General features: G+C 66.8%; 17 protein-coding genes and 1 pseudogene. 3 read left to right on the plus strand and 15 right to left on the minus strand.

The genetic code is table 11. The features are described from left to right. Positions 1 to 7: 7 nt before the first annotated feature. Positions 8 to 273: pseudogene (locus C6A82_RS15705) on the plus strand (NADPH-dependent FMN reductase); the annotation flags it as partial. Here C6A82_RS15705 and C6A82_RS15710 read toward each other — a convergent pair. The 7 genes from C6A82_RS15710 to metH form a co-directional block, all read right to left on the minus strand. Beyond that, on the minus strand, positions 218 to 1,603 hold the full coding sequence (locus tag C6A82_RS15710; protein ID WP_105347651.1) for an FAD-containing oxidoreductase: 1,386 nt from the start codon (positions 1,601 to 1,603) through the stop codon (positions 218 to 220). The pseudogene C6A82_RS15705 and the gene C6A82_RS15710 overlap by 56 nt on opposite strands. Then, entirely contained in the window at positions 1,604 to 2,104 is a 501-nt protein-coding gene (locus C6A82_RS15715; RefSeq protein ID WP_105347653.1) for a DUF4126 family protein, read from the minus strand. Positions 2,105 to 2,172: 68 nt separating this feature from the next. Further along, positions 2,173 to 3,024, minus strand: a complete 852-nt coding sequence (hisG, locus tag C6A82_RS15720) for an ATP phosphoribosyltransferase (protein ID WP_105347655.1) — start codon at positions 3,022 to 3,024, stop codon at positions 2,173 to 2,175. Positions 3,025 to 3,062: 38 nt separating this feature from the next. Beyond that, positions 3,063 to 3,344, minus strand: a complete 282-nt coding sequence (locus C6A82_RS15725; protein WP_105347657.1) for a phosphoribosyl-ATP diphosphatase — start codon at positions 3,342 to 3,344, stop codon at positions 3,063 to 3,065. Positions 3,345 to 3,580: 236 nt separating this feature from the next. Continuing rightward, on the minus strand, positions 3,581 to 5,092 hold the full coding sequence (locus tag C6A82_RS15730) for a sugar porter family MFS transporter (RefSeq protein WP_105347659.1): 1,512 nt from the start codon (positions 5,090 to 5,092) through the stop codon (positions 3,581 to 3,583). A 57-nt stretch (positions 5,093 to 5,149) separates the two neighbouring features. Then, on the minus strand, positions 5,150 to 5,833 hold the full coding sequence (locus tag C6A82_RS15735; protein ID WP_105347661.1) for an HAD family phosphatase: 684 nt from the start codon (positions 5,831 to 5,833) through the stop codon (positions 5,150 to 5,152). 200 nt (positions 5,834 to 6,033) lie between these two features. After that, a complete protein-coding gene (gene metH / locus C6A82_RS15740) occupies positions 6,034 to 9,789 on the minus strand; it encodes a methionine synthase (protein ID WP_396836134.1) in 3,756 nt (1,251 codons plus the stop codon). A gap of 394 nt (positions 9,790 to 10,183) precedes the next feature. Here metH and C6A82_RS15745 point away from each other — a divergent pair, with 394 nt between their 5' ends. Beyond that, positions 10,184 to 11,059: a PAC2 family protein gene (locus C6A82_RS15745; protein ID WP_396836816.1), complete on the plus strand. Its 876-nt coding sequence runs from the start codon at positions 10,184 to 10,186 to the stop codon at positions 11,057 to 11,059. 30 nt (positions 11,060 to 11,089) lie between these two features. Here the strand turns inward: C6A82_RS15745 and C6A82_RS15750 are convergent, their stop codons facing one another. From C6A82_RS15750 to C6A82_RS15765, 4 genes are read right to left on the minus strand one after another with little or no spacing between them, the layout of a single operon-like run. Further along, entirely contained in the window at positions 11,090 to 12,523 is a 1,434-nt protein-coding gene (locus C6A82_RS15750) for a DUF1254 domain-containing protein (RefSeq protein ID WP_105345491.1), read from the minus strand. After that, on the minus strand, positions 12,523 to 13,398 hold the full coding sequence (locus C6A82_RS15755) for an SDR family oxidoreductase (RefSeq protein WP_105345485.1): 876 nt from the start codon (positions 13,396 to 13,398) through the stop codon (positions 12,523 to 12,525). The genes C6A82_RS15750 and C6A82_RS15755 overlap by 1 nt, the downstream gene beginning before the upstream one ends. Positions 13,399 to 13,426: 28 nt before the next feature. Beyond that, entirely contained in the window at positions 13,427 to 14,665 is a 1,239-nt protein-coding gene (gene mshC, locus C6A82_RS15760; protein ID WP_105345483.1) for a cysteine--1-D-myo-inosityl 2-amino-2-deoxy-alpha-D-glucopyranoside ligase, read from the minus strand. Between the two features lie 10 nt (positions 14,666 to 14,675). After that, positions 14,676 to 15,494, minus strand: coding sequence for a 3'(2'),5'-bisphosphate nucleotidase CysQ (locus C6A82_RS15765; protein ID WP_105345482.1), 819 nt, complete (start codon positions 15,492 to 15,494; stop codon positions 14,676 to 14,678). A 30-nt stretch (positions 15,495 to 15,524) separates the two neighbouring features. On the opposite strand from C6A82_RS15765, the gene C6A82_RS15770 reads away from it, so the two are divergent. Continuing rightward, entirely contained in the window at positions 15,525 to 16,592 is a 1,068-nt protein-coding gene (locus C6A82_RS15770) for a DUF4185 domain-containing protein (RefSeq protein WP_158261638.1), read from the plus strand. Positions 16,593 to 16,595: 3 nt separating this feature from the next. On the opposite strand, the gene C6A82_RS15775 is transcribed toward C6A82_RS15770, so the two are convergent. The 4 genes from C6A82_RS15775 to C6A82_RS15790 are packed head-to-tail and all read right to left on the minus strand — an operon-like array spanning position 16,596 to position 19,541. Next, positions 16,596 to 17,420: an SCO1664 family protein gene (locus C6A82_RS15775; RefSeq protein WP_105345478.1), complete on the minus strand. Its 825-nt coding sequence runs from the start codon at positions 17,418 to 17,420 to the stop codon at positions 16,596 to 16,598. Continuing rightward, complete coding sequence (locus C6A82_RS15780) at positions 17,404 to 17,985, minus strand: DUF3090 domain-containing protein (RefSeq protein ID WP_105345477.1); 582 nt, start codon at positions 17,983 to 17,985, stop codon at positions 17,404 to 17,406. The genes C6A82_RS15775 and C6A82_RS15780 overlap by 17 nt, the downstream gene beginning before the upstream one ends. Positions 17,986 to 18,006: 21 nt before the next feature. Continuing rightward, complete coding sequence (locus C6A82_RS15785) at positions 18,007 to 18,714, minus strand: histidine phosphatase family protein (RefSeq protein WP_105345475.1); 708 nt, start codon at positions 18,712 to 18,714, stop codon at positions 18,007 to 18,009. Continuing rightward, positions 18,711 to 19,541, minus strand: a complete 831-nt coding sequence (locus C6A82_RS15790; RefSeq protein ID WP_105345490.1) for an undecaprenyl-diphosphate phosphatase — start codon at positions 19,539 to 19,541, stop codon at positions 18,711 to 18,713. The genes C6A82_RS15785 and C6A82_RS15790 overlap by 4 nt, the downstream gene beginning before the upstream one ends. Positions 19,542 to 19,552 lie beyond the last annotated feature (11 nt).

Genomic DNA, 19,552 nt, shown 5'->3' on the forward strand with positions numbered 1-19,552 from the left:
ATAAATCGCCGCCCAGCACCACATGCATTGGGTGAGTTAGGTTTGCCGCCAGGCTGGAACAGCTCGACCGGCAGCGAGGACAACCTGAACAGGCTGGGCTTCTTCATCGGCGCAGGCGCGCAGACAGACGTCGACGCGCCGCCCGAGGGCGTGCATGCCACTGATGTCGCGACCTGCCACCACCTCGGGCAGCGTGTGACCACGGTGACCCGGCAGCTCAATCTCGGCCGAGCGGCGTCAGCTCCTGAAGCATCGTCGGCACCAGTTCGCTGACGGTCGGGTGGATGTGCATCGTGCGGGATATCGCGGTGTACGGCAGCTTGGCGGTCATGACGTCGAGAATGTCCTGTATCACCTCGTCGCCACCGACGCCGAGGATCGCGGCGCCGAGAATCTCCTCGGTCTCCGCGTCGACGACGACCTTCATGAAGCCCTGGGTCTCCCCCTTCTCGACGGCGCGGCCGACCCTGGTCATCGGCCGCTTGCCCACCAACGCTTTTCGGCCTGACTCGCTCACCTGATCGGCGGTCAGCCCTGCCCGGCCGAGCGGTGGATCGATGTAGAGCGCATAGGTGGGCACGCGGTCGCTGATCTTGCGCGGGTCGTCGTCGAGCAGGTTGGCGGCCACGATCTCGAAGTCGTTGTACGAGGTGTGGGTGAACGCGCCGCGTCCGTTGCAGTCGCCCATCGCCCAGATGTGTTCGACGTTGGTCCGGCACTCGTCGTCGACGATGATGTTGCCGCGCGAATCCGTTTCCACGCCCGCGTTCTCCAGGCCCAGGTCGTCAGTGTTGGGCCTGCGGCCGATCGCCATCAGCAGGTGGGTGCCCGCGATAGGGTCGGCGCCTTCGCGCGGTGTCACCTCGAAGCCGTTGTCGCGCTTGCGGAACGAGACGGCCGACGCATTGAGTTCGATAGCGATGCCCTCGTTCTCGAGAATCTCCTTGATGGCCGCCGACACGTCCTTGTCCTCGCGGGAGGTCAGCCGCGGACCCTTCTCGATGACGGTGACCTCTGCACCGAACCTGCGGTACATCTGCGCGAATTCGAGTGCGATGTAGCTGCCGCCGATGATCACGAGATGCTCCGGCAGTGTGTCCAGGTCGAGGATGCCGACGTTGGTCAGGTAGTCGACGTCGGAGAGCCCCGGCATATCCGGCGCCACCGCCCTGCCGCCGACGTTGAGGAAGATCTTGTCGGCGGCCAGCACCTGGTCGCCGACGCGCACGGTGTGCGGGTCCTCGAAGCGGGCATGACCACGGATGAGCGTGCAATTGTCCATGCCCTCCAGCCACGACTCGAGGCCTGTGCGATCGCCGGTCATCACCGTGTCCTTGCGGGCCTTGACCTTTGTCATGTTCACGCTGACATCGCCTGTGCCGATACCGTATTCGACGCCGCGGCGAGCGACGTGCGCCGCGTGCGCGCTGGCTACCAGTGTCTTGGTCGGGATGCATCCGTAGTTCACGCACGTGCCGCCGACCAGTTTTCGCTCGATCACCGCGACAGTCCGACCCGCGGCGGTCAGCCGCCCGGCCAATGGCGGTCCGGCCTGCCCTGCGCCGATGACTATCGCATCGAATCTCTGTGGTGCAGTAGCCATTCAGATGACCGACGCCAGCGCGACTACTGCAAATCCGCCGACGATCGCGATGGCGTCCTCGACGAGCGCGACCGGCAGATCGCGTCCTCCGGTGGCTGCGACGAGCTTCTGCCGCGCCTCCGCGCCGCCGAGCGTGCCGATCACGGCGCCGATCAGCGCCGCCCCGATGGCACCGATCACGACCCACGCCGTCGGGTTGAGGACGGCGCCGGTAGCCAGCACGGCACCCGAGAACGCGCCGGTCGCCAGCCTCGCCCCGAACTGCATCGGGACCCGCCTGCTCGGTGTGCTGGGAAGCTGATCGGTGACAAGTTCACCCAGCGCCAGAACGGTCAGTACGGCCACCGTGATCGGATGCGCTACCCATTGGGCCCATGTGCCGTCGAGGCTGATCCAGCCGAGCGCCCCGCCCCAGGCCACCGCCGCGGGCGCGGACAGTGCGCGCAGACCGGCGACCGCACCGATCAGTAGGGCCAACAGCAGCACCAGAAAATACGTCATGCGAACCTCCGGCCAGTGAAAATGTCACCCGGACGCTAACACGCAAACGCCGACTCGACCGGCCGTAGTCAGAAGCGGCAGAACCTGACGTCGGACGCCAGGATCGCCTTGGCGCCGATGGCCGCGATCTTGTCCATGATCGCGTTGACGTCGCGCCGTGGGACCAGCGCTCGCACGGCCACCCACGCCGGATCGGCGAGTGGAGCGATGGTGGGCGACTCCAATCCCGGGGTGACGGCGGTGGCCGCCTCAAGCACGGTGCGCGGGCAGTCGTAATCCAGCATCAGGTACTGCTGGCCGAACACCACACCCTGCACGCGCGCGGCCAACTGGTCACGGGCGGAGGCGTTGTCGTCGCCGGCATCGGTGTTCTCGATCAGCACCGCCTCCGAATCACACAGCGGTTCACCGAAGGCGACGAGATCGTGCAGCCCCAGCGTGCGGCCCGAGCCGACCACGTCGGCGATGGCGTCGGCAACGCCGAGCGCTACCGAGATCTCGACGGCGCCATCGAGGCGAATGACGGTCGCCTCGATGGCGTTGGCTGCCAGGTCTTTCCGCACCAGATTCGGGAACGCGGTGGCGATTCTTTTTCCGGCGAGGTCGCCGACGGTCCAGTCCCGGCCTTTGGGAGCGGCGTAGCGGAACGTCGACGAGCCGAAGCCAAGCGCCAGCCGCTCCCGAACGGGCGCGTCGGACTCCGCGGCCAAATCGCGTCCGGTGATGCCGAAATCGAGCTGCCCCGAGCCGACGTAGATCGCGATGTCCTTGGGCCGCAGGAAGAAGAACTCGACATTGTTGACCGGGTCGATGACGGTCAGGTCCTTGGGATCGGTGCGGCGTCGGTAGCCCGCCTCCGAGAGAATTTCGGCGGCCGGCTCGCTCAACGTGCCCTTGTTCGGGACCGCAACGCGCAGCACGTGCGATGAGTCGCTTGCGCGAAGAGCGTCAGACACTGTCACAGCTTCCGGTAGATGTCGTCGAGGGTGAGGCCGCGCGAGATCATCAGTACCTGCGTCCAGTACAGCAACTGGCTGATCTCCTCGGCGAGGGCATCGTCGCCCTCGTGTTCGGCGGCCAGCCACACCTCGCCGGCCTCCTCGAGGATCTTCTTGCCCAGCCCGTGCACGCCGCCGTCGAGCGCGGCGACCGTGCCGCTGCCGTCGGGCCTGGTGCGCGCTTTCTCGCTGAGCTCGGCGAACAGCTCCTCGAAGGTCTTCACGGCCTGCGATTGTTCCACGCGGCGTCCGCGCGGGTCACGCGGGTTTACGCCGATGGGCGCAAAACTGGCGTCGACCGCACCCACCAGGGGCACTTAAGCTTGACTTACGGGTGATATCGCCGCCGGTCCAGACGGGCTCGCCGTCTTCGCGGGTGGCATCGCCGAACGTGCGCTGGGTGCGAAGATTTCGCGTTTTTCTCGCAGTGAGTGCACGTTGGACGTTTGCGAAGGAGCTGTCGACAGGCGCGCGCGGGTTACGGCGAGCCGGCCTCGGCCTCGGTAGTTACGTGAGCCTCGCGGTGCATGTCCTCGAGGTGTTTGCCCTTGGTTTCCTCCACCCACTTCCAGACGAACAGGAACGACAAGAACGCGCATACCGCATAGAAGCCGTATGCGGCGCCCAGGTGATCGCGCAACCCAGGGAAGGTCACGGTGATCAACCAGTTGGCCACCCACTGACCCGCCGCGGCAAGGCCGAGGGCGGCTGCCCGGATGCGGTTGGGGAACATCTCGCCCAGCAACACCCAGACCATCGGCCCCCACGACATGCCGAACGACACCACGAAGAGGTTGGCGGCGATCAGCGCGACGGGCCCGGCCACGTTGCCGAGTTGCGGCTCGCCGTCGACTATTGGGGCGGTGGCGAAGACAATGGCCATCGTCGCCAGTGTGAGCGCCATACCGGTCGAGCCGACCAGCAACAGCGGCTTTCGGCCCACCTTGTCGACCAGCGCGATCGCGATCAGTGTGGTCGCGATATTGGTCACCGACGTGATCACCGTGATGTTGAACGCCTGGCTTTCGTCGAATCCCACTTTCTCCCAGAGGATGTTGGAGTAGTAAAAGATCACGTTGATGCCGACGAATTGCTGGAACACGGACAGTCCCAACCCCACCCACACGATTCCGTAGATGCCACCGGTCGGCTTGCGCAGGTCGCTCCACGACGGCGGCTTGTCGGCCTTCAGCGATTCCTGGATCCGGGAGATCGTCAGCTCGAGGCTCTTCTCGCCGAGCAGTAGCGACAGCACCTTGCGGGCCTCGGGAATGCGGAACTTGGCGACGAGGTAGCGCGGCGACTCGGGAATGGTGAAGGCCAGCAGGCCGTACACCAGAGCCGGCACCGACATCACGATGAACATCCAGCGCCAGGCCTCCAGCCCCAGCCACAACTCTTCGCCGGAACCACCGGCCAATTCCGCCAGCAGTTTGTCGATCGCGAGCGACAGGAAGATGCCCGTCACGATCGCCAGCTGCTGCAGCGAACCGAGCCGCCCGCGGATCCGCGGCGGCGAGGTCTCCGCGATGTACATCGGCGCGATGACGGAGGCGACGCCGACGCCGACGCCACCGATGATCCGGAACACCACCAGCATCCAGACGCCGCTCGGCAGTCCGAAGTAGTAGTCGTCGTTGGTGCCGACGAAGTTGTAGGACAGGCCGGCGCCGATCGCGCTGATCAGAAACAGCAGAGCGGCGATCTTCATCACGGCTATCCGGCCGATCTTGTCGGCGAGCCTGCCCGCGGTAACGGCGCCCGCGGCCGCTCCGAGCAGCGCCGAGGCCACTGCGAAGCCCAGCTTGAAACCGCCGACGCCGAACTCGTCCTCGATCGCCGAAACGGCCCCATTGATGACGGCGCTGTCGTAGCCGAAGAGCAAGCCGCCGAGTGCCGCGACGGACGCAATTCGGACGACCCGACCGCTGTGTTCGGATTCTTCATAGTCCACGGCTGACGAAGAATCACCGGCGGGTCCGTGAGTCATGTGACACCCTTCCGCAGCTCTGCGTGATGGAGGTCACATTCAATCACAGACCAGAGGTCAAGCGGTGCGTTCTCCGAACTGCGAGATCAGCCGAGAATGGATGTCACGCAGGTCGGCGGGGCCGAGCCCGGCCAGCGAAGGAACATGGTGTCGACTGCCGCCGACGGGCACCTCGACGTCGTTGGGCACCACGAGAACCGGGCACCCGGCACTCTCGGCCGAGGTGGTTCCGGTGACCGAATCCTCAACGGCCAGGCAGTCCTCCGGCGCCAGATCCAGCAACTCGGCTGCAAGCCGGTACGGGTCGGGCGCCGGTTTGCCACGTCGCACCTCGTCGCCGCAGACGGTGGCCGAGAAGTATTCGCGGCCAATCCCATTCAGCGCACGCTCGGTGAGGGCCCGTTCCGTGTTGGTCACCAGGACCATCGGAGTGCAATCCGCGGCCAGCGCATCCAACAACTCCTTCGCGCCGTCGCACCACGGCAGGCCGCGGTCGAACAGCTCGGCGGTGTAGTCGTTCAGCCAGCGGCTCGACTCCGCCATCGCGTCGCGATCGAGAGCGAGACCGAGATCGGTGTAGACGATCTTCATGGTGTTCTCCGCAACGCTGCCGATCATCGAGGCGCGCACGGCAGGCGTCAGCTCACCGCCGAGCTTCTCGTACAGCGCCGCAAGGGAGACGTCCCATACCTTCTCGGAGTCGACAAGCGTGCCGTCCATGTCCCACAGCACCGCCTTCACGACGCGTTCACCGCCGCCGCCAAACCCGCGGCCACAGACTTGGATTCGGTGAGTGCGGCCGTGAGACCCAAGACAGTCTCACGCGCAATGAGGTTTGCATTATCGGCTCGGCAATCCGGCTGCGCTGCCGCGCGGGAAGGTGATCCGAACTCGTTCGCCCGCAGGGTGTTCCGGCTCGGTGAGCATGACGCCGTCACAGCTCAGTCCTCCGGGTTGTAGCCGAGGTTGGGGGCGAGCCAGCGTTCGGCCTCCTTCAGGGTCCAGCCCTTGCGCCTTGCGTAGTCGGCGACCTGGTCCTGCGCAATCCGGCCGACCACGAAGTACTGCGACTGCGGGTGCGAGAAGTACCAGCCGCTGACGGCGGCACCGGGCCACATCGCCATCGACTCGGTCAGCTCGATACCGGTGCGCTCCTTGACGTCCATCAACTCCCAGAGCGTCGCCTTCTCGGTGTGTTCCGGACAGGCCGGGTAGCCGGGGGCAGGGCGGATCCCCCGGTACTTCTCACCGATGAGTGCGTCGTTGTCCAGCTGCTCGTCGGGCTGGTACCCCCAGAACTCCTTACGGACCCGTTGGTGCATCCGTTCGGCGAACGCCTCTGCCAGCCGGTCGGCGAGCGACTCCAGCAGGATCGCGTTGTAGTCGTCGTTGGCCGCCTTGAACTCGGCGATCCTGTCGTGGATGCCGAGCCCCGTGGTGACCGCGAAGGCGCCGACGTAGTCGGCCAGACCGGTGTCCTTGGGCGCGACGAAATCGCCAAGGGACCGGTTCGGGACCCCGTCCCGGTGCTCGCCCTGCTGACGCAGGTTGTGCAACGTGGTCAACACCTCGGTACGGGTCTCGTCGGTGTAGACCTCGATGTCGTCACCGACCGCGTTCGCCGGGAAAAAGCCGATCACGCCGTTGGCGGTCAGCCACTTCTCCTTGATCAGGGTGTCGAGCATCTCCTGGGCGTCGTCATACAGCTTGCGGGCCGTCTCGCCCGACACCGGGTTGTTGAGGATGTCGGGGAACCTGCCCTTCATCTCCCAGGCGTTGAAGAACGGCTGCCAGTCGATGTATTCGCGCAGCTCGGCGAAGTCGTAGTCACTGAACTCCCGCACGCCGAGGCCCTGGGCGGGCACCGGCGGCGTGTAGCCGTCCCATTCGACCGGCGTCCGGTTCGCCCGCGCCTTCTCCAGCGTCAGCATCGGCCGCTCGCTCTTCTGCGCATGCCGTTCGCGAAGCGACGCGTAATCCTTCTCGGTGGCCTCCAAAAGGGCAGGCCGCTGCTTGTCGTCGAGCAGCGCGGCGGCGACCGGCACCGAACGGGAAGCGTCCTTGACCCAGACCACCGGGCCAGAACGACGCGGTGACACCTTCACGGCCGTGTGGGCGCGCGAGGTGGTCGCGCCACCGATCAGCAGAGGGATCTCCAGCCCCTGACGCTCCATCTCGACGGCGAAGTTGACCATCTCGTCCAGGGACGGGGTGATCAGGCCGGACAGCCCGATGATGTCGGCGTCGTGCTCCTTGGCCGCGTCCAGGATCTTCTGGGCTGGCACCATCACGCCGAGGTCGATCACCTCGAAGTTGTTGCACTGCAGGACGACCCCGACGATGTTCTTGCCGATGTCGTGGACGTCACCCTTCACGGTCGCCATGATGATCGTGCCGTTGGTGTCCTTACCGGCAGCCGCGCCGGACTCCGCCTTCTCCGCCTCGATATAGGGCAGCAGGTAGGCAACGGCCTTCTTCATCACCCGGGCCGACTTCACGACCTGCGGCAGGAACATCTTGCCTGCGCCGAAGAGGTCACCGACGACGTTCATGCCGTCCATCAGCGGACCCTCGATCACCTCGATCGGGCGGCCCCCTGCCGCGGCGATCTCCGCCCGCAATTCCTCGGTGTCGGCATCGACGTGGGCGTCGATACCCTTGACCAGGGCGTGCGTGATGCGCTCACGGATCGGGAGGTTGCGCCACTCTTGGACAACCGAGTCACCGGTCGTCTCGTTTTTGTTGAACCGTTCGGCGATCTCCAGGAGCCGTTCGGCCGCGTCTTCGCGACGGTTGAGGACGACGTCCTCGATCCGGTCCCGCAGCTCGGGGTCGATGGAGTCATAGGGCACCAGCGCACCCGCGTTGACGATGCCCATGTCAAGGCCGGCCTTGATGGCGTGGTACAGGAACACCGCGTGGATCGCCTCGCGGACGGGGTTGTTGCCCCGGAACGAGAACGACACGTTCGAGATGCCGCCGGAGATGTGCACTCCGGGCAGGTTCTCCTTGATCCAGGCACAGGCCTCGATGAAATCGATTCCGTACGTCGCGTGCTCCTCGATACCGGTCGCCAGCGCGAAGCAGTTCGGGTCGAAGATGATGTCCTCCGGCGGGAAGCCGACCTCCTCGGTCAGGATCCGGTAGGCGCGCCCGCAGATCTCCTTGCGGCGTTCCAGGTTGTCGGCCTGACCCTGCTCGTCGAAGGCCATCACGACGACGGCGGCGCCGTACTTGCGGCACAGCCGTGCCTCGCGGACGAACTTCTCCTCGCCCTCCTTCATGGAGATCGAGTTGACGATCGGCTTGCCCTGCACGTTCTTCAGGCCGGCCTCGATGACCTCCCACTTCGAGGAGTCGATCATCACAGGGACGCGGCTGATGTCCGGCTCGGCCGCGACCAGCTTGGTGAACCGGTCCATCGCGGCGACGCCGTCGATCATGCCCTCGTCCATGTTGATGTCGATGACCTGCGCGCCGACCTCGACCTGCTGCAGGGCGACCGACAGCGCGGTGTCGTAGTCCTCGGCCTTGATCAGGTTGCGGAACCGGGCGGAGCCGGTGATGTTGGTGCGCTCACCGATGTTCACGAACAGGGAGCCGTCGGTGATGTTGAGCGGCTCCAGGCCCGCGAGCCGGGTGGCCACCGGGATCTCCGGCAGCTCGCGCGGCGGCTTGCCCTCGACGACCTTGGCGATCTCGGCGATATGCGGCGGCGCCGTGCCGCAGCACCCGCCGACCAGGTTGACCAGGCCGGCCTCGGCGAACTCGGCGATGTAACCGGCCTGATGCTCCGGATCCTCGTCGTACTCGCCGAACGCGTTCGGCAGACCGGCGTTCGGGTAGCAGGACACGTAGGTGTCCGCGATACGCGCCATCTCGGCGATGTAGGGCCTCATCTCCGGCGCACCCAGCGCGCAGTTGAGGCCGACCGCGAGCGGCTTCGCGTGCCGGATCGCATTCCAGAACGCTTCGGTGACCTGGCCGGACAGCGTCCGGCCGGAGGCGTCGGTGATGGTGCCCGAGATGATCAGCGGCCAGCGGCGCCCGCGCTCCTCGAACAGCGTCTCGACGGCGAATACCGCCGCCTTGGCGTTCAGCGAATCGAAGATCGTCTCGATGATGAGGAGGTCGGCACCACCGTCGACCAGGCCGTTGGCCGCCTCGAGGTAGGCGGCGACCAGCTGGTCGTAGGAGACGTTGCGGGCTCCGGGGTCGTTGACGTCCGGCGAGATCGACGCGGTCCGTGTGGTGGGCCCGAGGGCGCCTGCGACGAAGCGGGGCTTGTCGGGAGTGCTGAACTCGTCGGCTGCCTTGCGGGCCAGCGCGGCACCGGCGTAGTTCAGCTCGTAGGCGAGCTCGGCCATGTCGTAGTCGGCGAGCGAGATCGCATTCGCGTTGAACGTGTTGGTCTCGAGGATGTCCGCGCCGGCCTCGAGGTATTCGCGATGGATCCCCTCGATGATCTGCGGCTGCGTCAGGTTGAGCAGGTCGTTGTTGCCCTGCAGCGCGGTCGGCCACTCCGTGAACCGGTCGCCGCGGTAGCCGGCCTCGTCGGGCCGGTCCCGCTGGATCGCCGTGCCCATCGCGCCGTCGATCACCACGATTCGCCTGCGCAGCGCCGCCGTCAGTTCGTCGGTGCAGTCGGGGCGGATGTTCGGCTCGAAGGTCTTCGGCTCAACGACAGTCACGTGCACTCCTTCCGTAACGGAAGGCGTCCTTTACTCCGTCGAGCGTGGCGGCTACCGGTAGCGCCCGGAACCGTTGCAACGCCTCTCGACCAGGAAAGTCTACGTCGTCACCCGATCGACGTCTGGACGCCCAGTTCATTGCACCTGAGCGACAGCTCGCGAACCTTATCGGCAGTGTCAGCCGCAATGTCGTGCCCCAGAGGTTAACCAGATTGCAGGCGAACGTATTTCGTAACGACCGCACCCTCGAGGTTGTCGACGTCGCCGAGGGTCGGGTCGTACGGATGGTCGTTCGCGCATGTCACATAGACAGGGTAGTCGGTCAACACGATCGCTCGTGTGTCCATAAGGCTCCCCACGGCCTCTCAAGCCTTACGCTGGCGTAGTGACCCCGTCGGATGTGACCGGCCGCAAGCCGGCCGACCTGCCCGAATTGTCGAACACCATCGTGGTGGCGGCGTTCGAGGGCTGGAACGACGCGGGCGACGCGGCCAGCGACGCGTTGGAGCATCTGGACGCCATCTGGGAAGCCGAGCCGCTCATCGAAATCGACGACGAGGCGTACTACGACTATCAGGTCAATCGGCCGGTGATCCGGCAGATCGACGGCGTGACCCGGGAGCTGGTGTGGCCGTCGATGCACATCTCGCACTGCCGTCCGCCCGGGTCGGACCGCGACATCGTGCTGATGCACGGTGTCGAGCCGAATATGAGATGGCGCACATTCTGCGCCGAACTGCTCGCGATCGCCGACAAGCTCAACGTCGACACCGTCGTCATCCTCGGCGCGCTGCTGGCCGACACGCCCCACACCCGGCCGGTGCCCGTGTCGGGTGCGGCCTACTCCCCCGACTCGGCGAAGTTCTTCGGGCTCGAGGAGACGCGCTACGAGGGGCCGACGGGCATCGCGGGCGTTTTCCAGGACGCGTGCGTCGCGGCCGGCATCCCGGCCGTGACGTTCTGGGCGGCCGTGCCCCACTACGTCTCGCAGCCGCCCAACCCGAAGGCCACGGTGGCACTCCTGCGCCGGGTCGAGGATGTCCTCGACATCGAGGTGCCGCTGGCCGACCTGCCGTCGGCGGCCGAGGAGTGGGAGGAGGCGGTCACCGAGATGACGTCGGAGGACGAGGAGATCGCCGAGTACGTCGCGTCACTGGAAGAGCGCGGCGACGCCGAAGTGGACATGACCGAGGTGCTCGGCAAGATCGACGGCGACGCGCTGGCCGCGGAGTTCGAGCGCTATCTGCGCCGCCGCGGTCCCGGCTTCCGGGGCTAGCTAGCCCCCTCAGCTACCGCGAGCGGCCAGCTAGACCTTCTCGGGCTTGGGCGCCTGCCAGGTTCCGTTCAGCGCGTCGGGCTTCGGCCAATACAGCCGAAGCACCACGACGAACGGCCCCTTCGGCGCGGGCAGCCAGTTGGCCTCCTTGTCGGCACCGGGGGCGGCGTTCTGGATGTAGAACGTGTACCCACCGTCCTTGTCCGGCACCAGGCTCGGCAGCATCGGCGAGTTGATCAGGTACCGGTTGATCGGGTTGGCGACCAGCAGGCTCTGCGGTAGCTCGTACATGGTCAGCGACCAGAACGCGTTGACCGGCGGAAGCTGATCTTTGGCGAACGTGTACGTGTAGTTGTTGGCGCCGGTCAGCGGCTGGCCCGCGGCGTCGGTGGTGGAGCTGGGATAGAGCGCCTCCGCGGCGGTGTTGCCGTAGATGCCGAGGACCGCGCCGGCCATCCGGTAGAGGTAGTTGCCCTTCAGATCATTCGCGGTGCCGAAGAACTGCGCCGACCCGACCTCCCCCGTGTCTATCTTGTCCTTCTTGAACGTGTCGAACTCCGCCCACGCGTCGGCCATTCCGCCCTCGATGGCCGACCGCATCTCGGGGCTGAGCTTGTCGGCGTCGAAGCCTCCGTCGGGGCCGATCCCGATGGTCGCGAAGCGATTGCGCATCTCCCTCTCGTCGGGAAGCGCGGGCGCGTAGCGCATCGCGAAGTCGAGGATCTCGAAGAACTGCGGCGAGGTCTTCTGCTGGTCGGGGGTCAACGGCGGCACGAAGTCGATCGTCGGGGCGGGCGCCGGGGGCGGCTGGTTGAGGAACACCGACAGCGGAGTCACCTGGTAACCCGCCTGGATCTCCTTCACCCTGTCGATGTCGGACGGCCCGAGCAGCTGTGTGCGGTACAGCACGAGCATCAGATCGGTGTCCGACCGGATGACCTCGTCCACACCGTCGGGTTTGTCGCCCTTCCAGGTCGGTCCGGCCAGAAGGTACTTGCCGCCGCCGTTGCCGGTCGTGCGGCTACCGACGTAGGCCTGGTTGTAGGTGTAACCGTCGACGAATTGCAGTGAGTAGTAACGATTCTGCTCGATCGGCGGCACGGTCAGCACCAGCGGCTCGGTACGCAGGTCGGCGCCGACCGCCGAGTACGGCGTATCCGAGTTGGGCGTCTGTATGGTCTTGTCCTCGGGGGTGTAAACCCTTGCGGTGCTGTGGATCTGGTTCCAGCCACCCTTGTACTCGGGGTCCTGCTTGTTGACGAAATACGAGTACATCACCCGATAGTTGTCGACCATAGGGAAGCCGTAGATGTAGGCCTCCTTCGCGATCGCGCGGGCGGCCTCCGGTGTGACGTCCGACGACGTCGGCGGCGGTGCGGGCTTGTCCGCCTCGTCAGCCTCCTTGCTACCGCAGCCTGCGAGAAGCGTCAGGACGGCGACCAGAACGCCGATGCGCCGCACCATCATTTCTCGATCTCCTCGGTGCGGGCGCTCATCGAGCGGCCGAGCGATTCGACCTCGGCGTCCATCTGCGTCAGAAGCTCCGGGACGGACTTCCACGTGGTGGACTCCACGAATCGCGTCGAGAGCAGGGGCTTGAGCCACCGCAGCACCGAAACATAATCGGGACAGTAGATGTAGCGCTTGCGGGCTTCGATGCCTTTGACGAGCGCTGTGGTGCACGCCTGCACCGACGTGGTCTTTCCGAGCGGGCCCGGCAGGTGGTCGAGCATCTTGCGAAAGCTCGGCAGATCGGACTTGGCGTCCTGCACAAGCGGGGTGTCGATCCACAGCATGTGCGCGCACCCGACGTCGACGCCGTGATGGGCCACCTCCAACCGCAGCGCGTTGGCGAATTGCTCGACGCCCGCTTTCGCGGCGTTGTAGGGAGCCAGCCCGGGCGACGCGGCGAAAGCCGCCGCTGACGACACGATCAGCACATAGCCGCGCCTGTCGATCACCGACGGCAGCGTTGCCCGCACGGTGTTGAAGACGCCGACGATGTTGACGTCGACGAGTGTCCGGAATGCCTCCGGGTCGACTTTCAGGACCGACCCGTAGGTCGAGATCCCGGCATTGGCGAGCACGACGTCGATGCCGCCGAAGCGGTCGACCGCTCGCGATGCGACGGCTTGCATGGTCTCGAGGTCGCGCACATCGGCGACCGCGGTCAGCACGCGGTCGGAGTCGAATTCGGCGCCGATGTCATGCAGGGCGCTCTCGTCGACGTCGGTCAGCACCAGGTTGGCGCCCCGCTCGTGCAGGCGGCGGGTCACCTCCGCGCCGACCCCACGCGCGCCGCCGGTGATCAGCACAACCTTTCGGTTGACCGCACCCATTCGCACTCCCCTCTTGTGACTACACGTTCTACAGTTGGATCCCGAGCAGCGCATCGACCGCCGTGGCCACCAGCCGCGGCGATTCGGTGTCGTGGCCGCCGTACTCCAGAGCATCGGTGCTCCAACCATCGAGTGCGGCAAGCGCTTTCGGGGTATCGAGGTCGTCGGCCAGGTACTGGCGCACCCTGGCGATCACGTCGGTGGCATCCGGCGCCGCGGAAAGCGCCGTCGCGTCGCGCCAGCGCTGCAGCCGGGACTTCGCGTCGTCGAGCACCTCGTCACTCCACGACCGGTCCGAGCGGTAGTGGCCGGCCAGCAGCCCGAGCCGGATCGCGGCCGGTTCGACGCCGTCAGCCAGCAGCCGCGACACCAGTACCAGATTCCCCCGGCTCTTGCTCATCTTGTGGCCGTTCCACCCGATCATGCCGGAGTGCACGTAGTGACGAGCGAATCGGCGCTCCCCCGTGACGCTTTCGGCATGCGCGGCGGAAAACTCGTGGTGCGGGAAGATGAGGTCGCTGCCACCGCCTTGGATGTCGAGCCCGGTGCCGATGCGGTTGAGCGCGATGGCCGTGCACTCCACGTGCCAGCCGGGCCTGCCCGGACCGAACGGCGACGGCCAGCTCGGCTCACCGGGCCGCTCGGCCCGCCACAGCAGCGCATCGAGTTCGTCGCTCTTGCCTGCGCGCTCGGGGTCGCCGCCGCGCTCACCGAACAGCGCCAGCATGGTGTCGCGGTCGTAGCCGGACTCGTAACCGAACTGCGCCGTCGCATCGGCGCGGAAGTAGACGTCGGGGTGCTCGCGGTCGTCGACGACGTAGGCCGCACCGGAGGCCAGCATCTTCTCCACCAGCTCGACGACCTCACCGATCGCCTCGGTGGCCGCGATATAGGCGTGCGGTGGCACGACCCGCAGCGCCGACATGTCCGCAGCGAACAGCCCGGTCTCCCGGTCGGCGAGCTCGCGCCAGTCGATGCCGTCGCGGTTGGCCCGCTCGAACAGCGGGTCGTCGACGTCGGTGACGTTCTGCACGTGGTTCACGTCGTGGCCGGCGTCGAGCCAGAGCCGGTGCACCAGGTCGAAGGTCAGGTAGGTGGCGGCGTGCCCGAGATGGGTGGCGTCGTACGGCGTGATGCCGCAGACGTACATCGTTGCGGTGTCACCGGCTGCCACGGGCCGCACCTGCCGGTCGGCGGTGTCGTACAGCCGCAGCTGCGGACCGCCTCCCGGCAGCACCGGAACGCTCGGCCCCTGCCACGACTGCATGCCTTCGACTCTAGGGGGTGGGCCGCCGACCGCCTCTGATGACCGACCTGATCGCGATCGACAGCGTCTCGGCGAGCTCTTGCCTGCACATCAACAGATCCGGCAGGTAGGGATCACGACGGTTGTAAATCAGCGGCGTGCCGTCCAACCGGGACGCGTGCATTCCCGCCGCCCACACCACGCCGGCGGGGGCGGCCGAATCCCACTCCCACTGGCCGCCTGCGTGCAGGTAGGCATCGACGTCGCCGTTGACCACCGCCATCGCCTTGGCGCCGGCCGAACCGATCCGGACCAGCTCGACATCCATCTGGTCGGCGAGCCGCCACAGCACCGCCGGGGGCCGACTCGCGCTGGCGGTGATCCGCAGCGGGCCGTCGGCGCGCGGAGGCGGCGGGCTGACGGTGTCGGTGCGAAACACCTGGCCGAACGCGGGCAGCGACACCGCCGCGTCGGTGATGCCGCCCTGACCGCCGGTTTCGCTCGGGCCAAGAGCCCTTGACCCGCCGGTTCCGAAGCGCTGCCACAGCGCGATGTGCACGGCCCAGTCGTTGCGCCTGGTGGAGAATTCCCACGTGCCGTCAAGCGGGTCGACGATCCAGACCCGGTCGGCGTCGACTCTGACGAGGTCGTCGACGGCTTCCTCCGACAACACCGCGTCATCGGGGCGGGCCCGCGCAAGTCCGTCGAGGATCAGCCTGTTCGCCCTTGTGTCACCGGCGTCACCGAGGTCGTAGGGATCCCAGAACCCCTCCTCCCTGCGGACCTCGAGGAGAAGTTCACCGGCCTCGCGGGCCAGCTCGGCGGCCAGCGCTGCGTCGGTGAGGGTCACAGCAAGCAGTATTGCGCCGATAATGGGGTGGTGATCGCTCGGGGCATCAAGGCCGCGCAGGTCGGACCCCCGACGGTCAAGGTGAAGGACCTCACCGGTCCCGGCAGTTCAGCGGAGCGCTTCGGCGTCGGGGGCACCGATCTCGGCATCGCCGTCGCACTCGCCGACGGACGGACCGGCTTCGTCTTCGGGGACACCTTCGACGAATGCCGCGCGGGCGGGCCCGGCTGGCGCAGCCCGGTGATGCTGCGTTCGAACGACACGTCGCTGCGAAGCCTCAACGGCGGTATCACGTTCCACGACGCGGTCGGCGGCGACTACGCGCGCCAGCTGTGGAACTACCAGCATGACGGGCCGCCGTGGAAGGGCAGCGGGTATTCAACGGTGCTGCCCGCCGACGCCATCACGATCGACGGCAGGCTCCACCTGTTCGCGATGGTCAACCGCGGCCTGCACAACGTGCTGTGGACCGAGATCAGTTACAGCGACGACTGCGGCGACACCTGGCACGACGCAGGCGCGGACGCGAGGCGCCTCGGTTCACACGACGACGGCCATCAGCAGCTCATCACCTGGGAGCTCGATCCCGAATCCGGCTCGGTCTACATCATCGCCAGTTCCTTCACCCGTCGCGAGAACGCCTTTCTCTACCGGGTGCGCGGCGATGACCTACTGGACCGCTCGGCATGGCATCCGTGGACCGGCGGCTGGTTCAACAGCGACCCGAAGCCACTGCTGCCTGCGGGCACCACGGTGGGCGAGATGAGCCTGCGTCGTGTCGAGGATCGTTGGGTGTTCAGCTATTTCGAGGCCAACACCGCAACGATCAGGGTCAAGGTGCTCGATCATCTGACCGACGACTTCGGAAGCGCTCCGACCACGACGGTGCTGCGCAACACCGCATGGCCTGTGCCGCGCTGCAGCCCAGCCGACGGCTGTACCGCGGGCACCCTCAGTCAGTTGTACGGCGGCTATATCGTGCCGGGCTCGACGTTGCGCAACCTGCATCTTGTGGTCAGTCACTGGAACACCGGCGATGGCTCCAACTGGCCTTACCGCGCGATCCAGTACCGGCACAACGCGAAAACGGGGTGGTGACCCTCAGAACGCCGGCCACGGGATCGGGCGGTGCCGGTCGGGTGACGGCATCACCGGATCATCAAGCAGCGCAACGGCTCTGCGCCGGAGCGCGTTGACCTCGTGGCCGGTGAGGTGCTCGCGCAACTGGTCACCGAGCGCGCCGCGCACATCGTCGCGCAGCCGGGCCACCACCTCCAGCGTCTCGTCGTCGACGGGCTTGCCCGCCCAACCCCACAGCACCGTGCGCAGCTTGTCCTCGACGTGCATGCTGACACCGTGGTCGACGCCGTAGACGTGGCCGTCGGTCGCCGACAGAATGTGGCCGCCCTTGCGGTCGGCGTTGTTGATCAGCACGTCGAACACCGCCATACGGCGCAGTGAGACGTTGTCGGCGTGCACGAGCGTCACCTCGTCGCCGGCGTAGTCGTAGGCGCGCAGCACCGGAAGGAACCCGGGCGGAATGTGCCCTGCGGGAAGCAGATCCACCAGATCGGGGCCGGACGCGGCTTGCTCGCCGACCTCGTCGGGCTCGTCGCCCGGTTGATCCACCCACAGCTGCAGCATGCCGCTGCCGGCGGGCCCGTCGCGAATGATGGTGTAGGGCACGATGTCCCAGCCCAACGCCGCGGAGACCAGATAAGCCGACAGCTCGCGGCCGGCCAGCGTGCCGTCGGGGAAGTCCCAAAGCGGGGCTTCACCGGCGACGGGCTTGTACACGCAGTGCACGGTCAGGTCGTCGAGTTGTACCTCGCAGAGAAAAGTGGCGTTGCTCGCGGAACGGATACGTCCGATGACGGTGAGCTCACCGCGCCGCAACGCCTCGCAGTCGTTACTCGTCGGGTTCATCGTCGGGCTCGAGCAGGCTCCGCCGGTACCCGTTGGTGCGCACGCAGATGTGGCCGTCCGGGTCGAGAGGCTCGTCGCATAACGGGCAGGGCGGGCGGCCTGCCGAGATGACGCGGTTGGACCGCGTCGCGAACTGACGCGCGGATTCGGGGGTGAGGAACACGCGCACGGCATCGGGCCCGTCCTCGGCATCGTCGAGCACCACCGAGGCGTCGAACTCCGTTTCCGATACCGCGAGCAGCTCCACCACGACGGTCTGCGCCTCGGAGTCCCAGCCGAGGCCCATCGTGCCGACCCTGAACTCGGCGTCAACGGGCGTGACCAGCGGGCTCAGGTCCTCCACCTCGGTCTCCGGCGGCACGGGCGTGCCGAACCGGCGGTTGATCTCGAGCAGTAGCGCCGCGATCCGCTCGGCCAGGACTGCGACCTGCTGCTTCTCCAGGATCACCGATACGACCCGCTTGTCGTGCACTGCCTGCAGGTAGAAGGTGCGGTTTCCGGGCTGCCCAACGGTCCCGGCCACGAAACGGTCGGGTGTGCGGAAGACGTGGATTGCGCGGGGCATGGCTACTCCAAAATACCGCGCTCAGTCGGTCGAGCCGCCCACCACGGCATCGCTCGACGGTACGTCGTGGGCCTCGCCGTCGGCGGTCTCGGGTGGTTTGGCGGCCAAACCGGAAGCCAGCTGGTCGCCAGTGTGGTTCAGGTGAACCACGAAGGGCCGCAGCGCTGTGTACCGGATCACACTCACCGACGCCGGGTCGGCGGTGATCCGCTGGAAGCTGTCGAGATGGGCGCCAAGCGCATCGGCGACGATCGCCTTGATCACGTCGCCGTGTGTGCACGCCAGCCACAACGCGTCACCGGAGTGCTCCTCGGCGAGACGCCGATCATGCTCGCGCACCGCCTCCACCGCCCGGGCCTGCACATGGGCCAGGCCTTCGCCGTCGGGGAACACCGCGGCACTCGGCTGCTGCTGCACCACGGCCCACAGCGGCTCTTTGACCAGGTCACCTATCTTGCGGCCGGTCCACTGGCCGTAGTCCACCTCTGAGATGCGCTCATCGACGACCGGTTCGATGCCCAGCGCGGCGGCCAACGGCTCGACGGTGCGCTGACACCGCAGCAGCGGCGAGCGCACGATCGCGCGCACCGGTAGCGACCCGATGCGGTCCACGAGGGCCTTCGCCTGCTCGACACCCTTCTCGTCGAGATCGACGCCGTCGGACCGGCCAGCGAGCGTCTGCGCCGTGTTGGAGGTCGAGCGGCCGTGCCGCAGCAGAATCACCGTCATGTCGCCGCCACCACTCCCGTTCCGAGCAGGATCAAGACCACACCGCCGAGGACGACGCGGTAGCCGACGAACCAGTACATGCTGTGCCGCACCAGGAAGCGCAGGAACCAGGCGACCGCCGCGAAGCCGACGACGAACGCGATGACGGTCGCCACCAGAAGCTGAGCGCCGGTCGCGCTCATCCCCTCACCGACGGGATGGAAGGCGTCGGGCAGCGAGAACAGGCCCGAGGCGAACACCGCAGGAATTGCGAGCAGGAAGCCGAATCGGGCGGCGAGCTCGCGGTCGAGCCCGAGGAACAGACCTGCGCTGATCGTCGCGCCGGACCGGGACACCCCGGGTAGCAGCGCGAGACATTGGGCGAGACCGACGATCACGCCGTCGCGCCACGTGAGTTGTTCGACGCCGCGGGTCTGCCGTCCGAAGTACTCCGCCGCCGCAATAACCGCGGAGAAGACCACCAACGCCGTGGCGATCAGCCAGAGATTCCTTGCCCCGGTGCGAATTTCGTCCTTGAGCAGCAGGCCGAGAACTCCGATCGGGATGGTACCGATGATCACATACCAGCCGAGGCGGTAGTCGGCGTCGCGGGCCGCGGCGTTGAAGAGGCCACTGAACCAGGCTTTGACGATGCGCACGATGTCACGGGCGAAATACATCAGCACCGCCATTTCGGTGCCGAGTTGTGTTACCGCAGTGAATGATGCGCCCGCGTCGTCGGCGAAGAAGAGACGCGAGGTGATCGCGAGATGTCCCGACGAGGACACCGGGAGGAATTCGGTGAGTCCCTGCACGACCGACAGCACGGCGACCTGCAACCACGACATCGCCGGGACCT

This window comes from Mycobacterium sp. ITM-2016-00318 (assembly GCF_002968285.2).
Taxonomy (GTDB): domain Bacteria; phylum Actinomycetota; class Actinomycetes; order Mycobacteriales; family Mycobacteriaceae; genus Mycobacterium.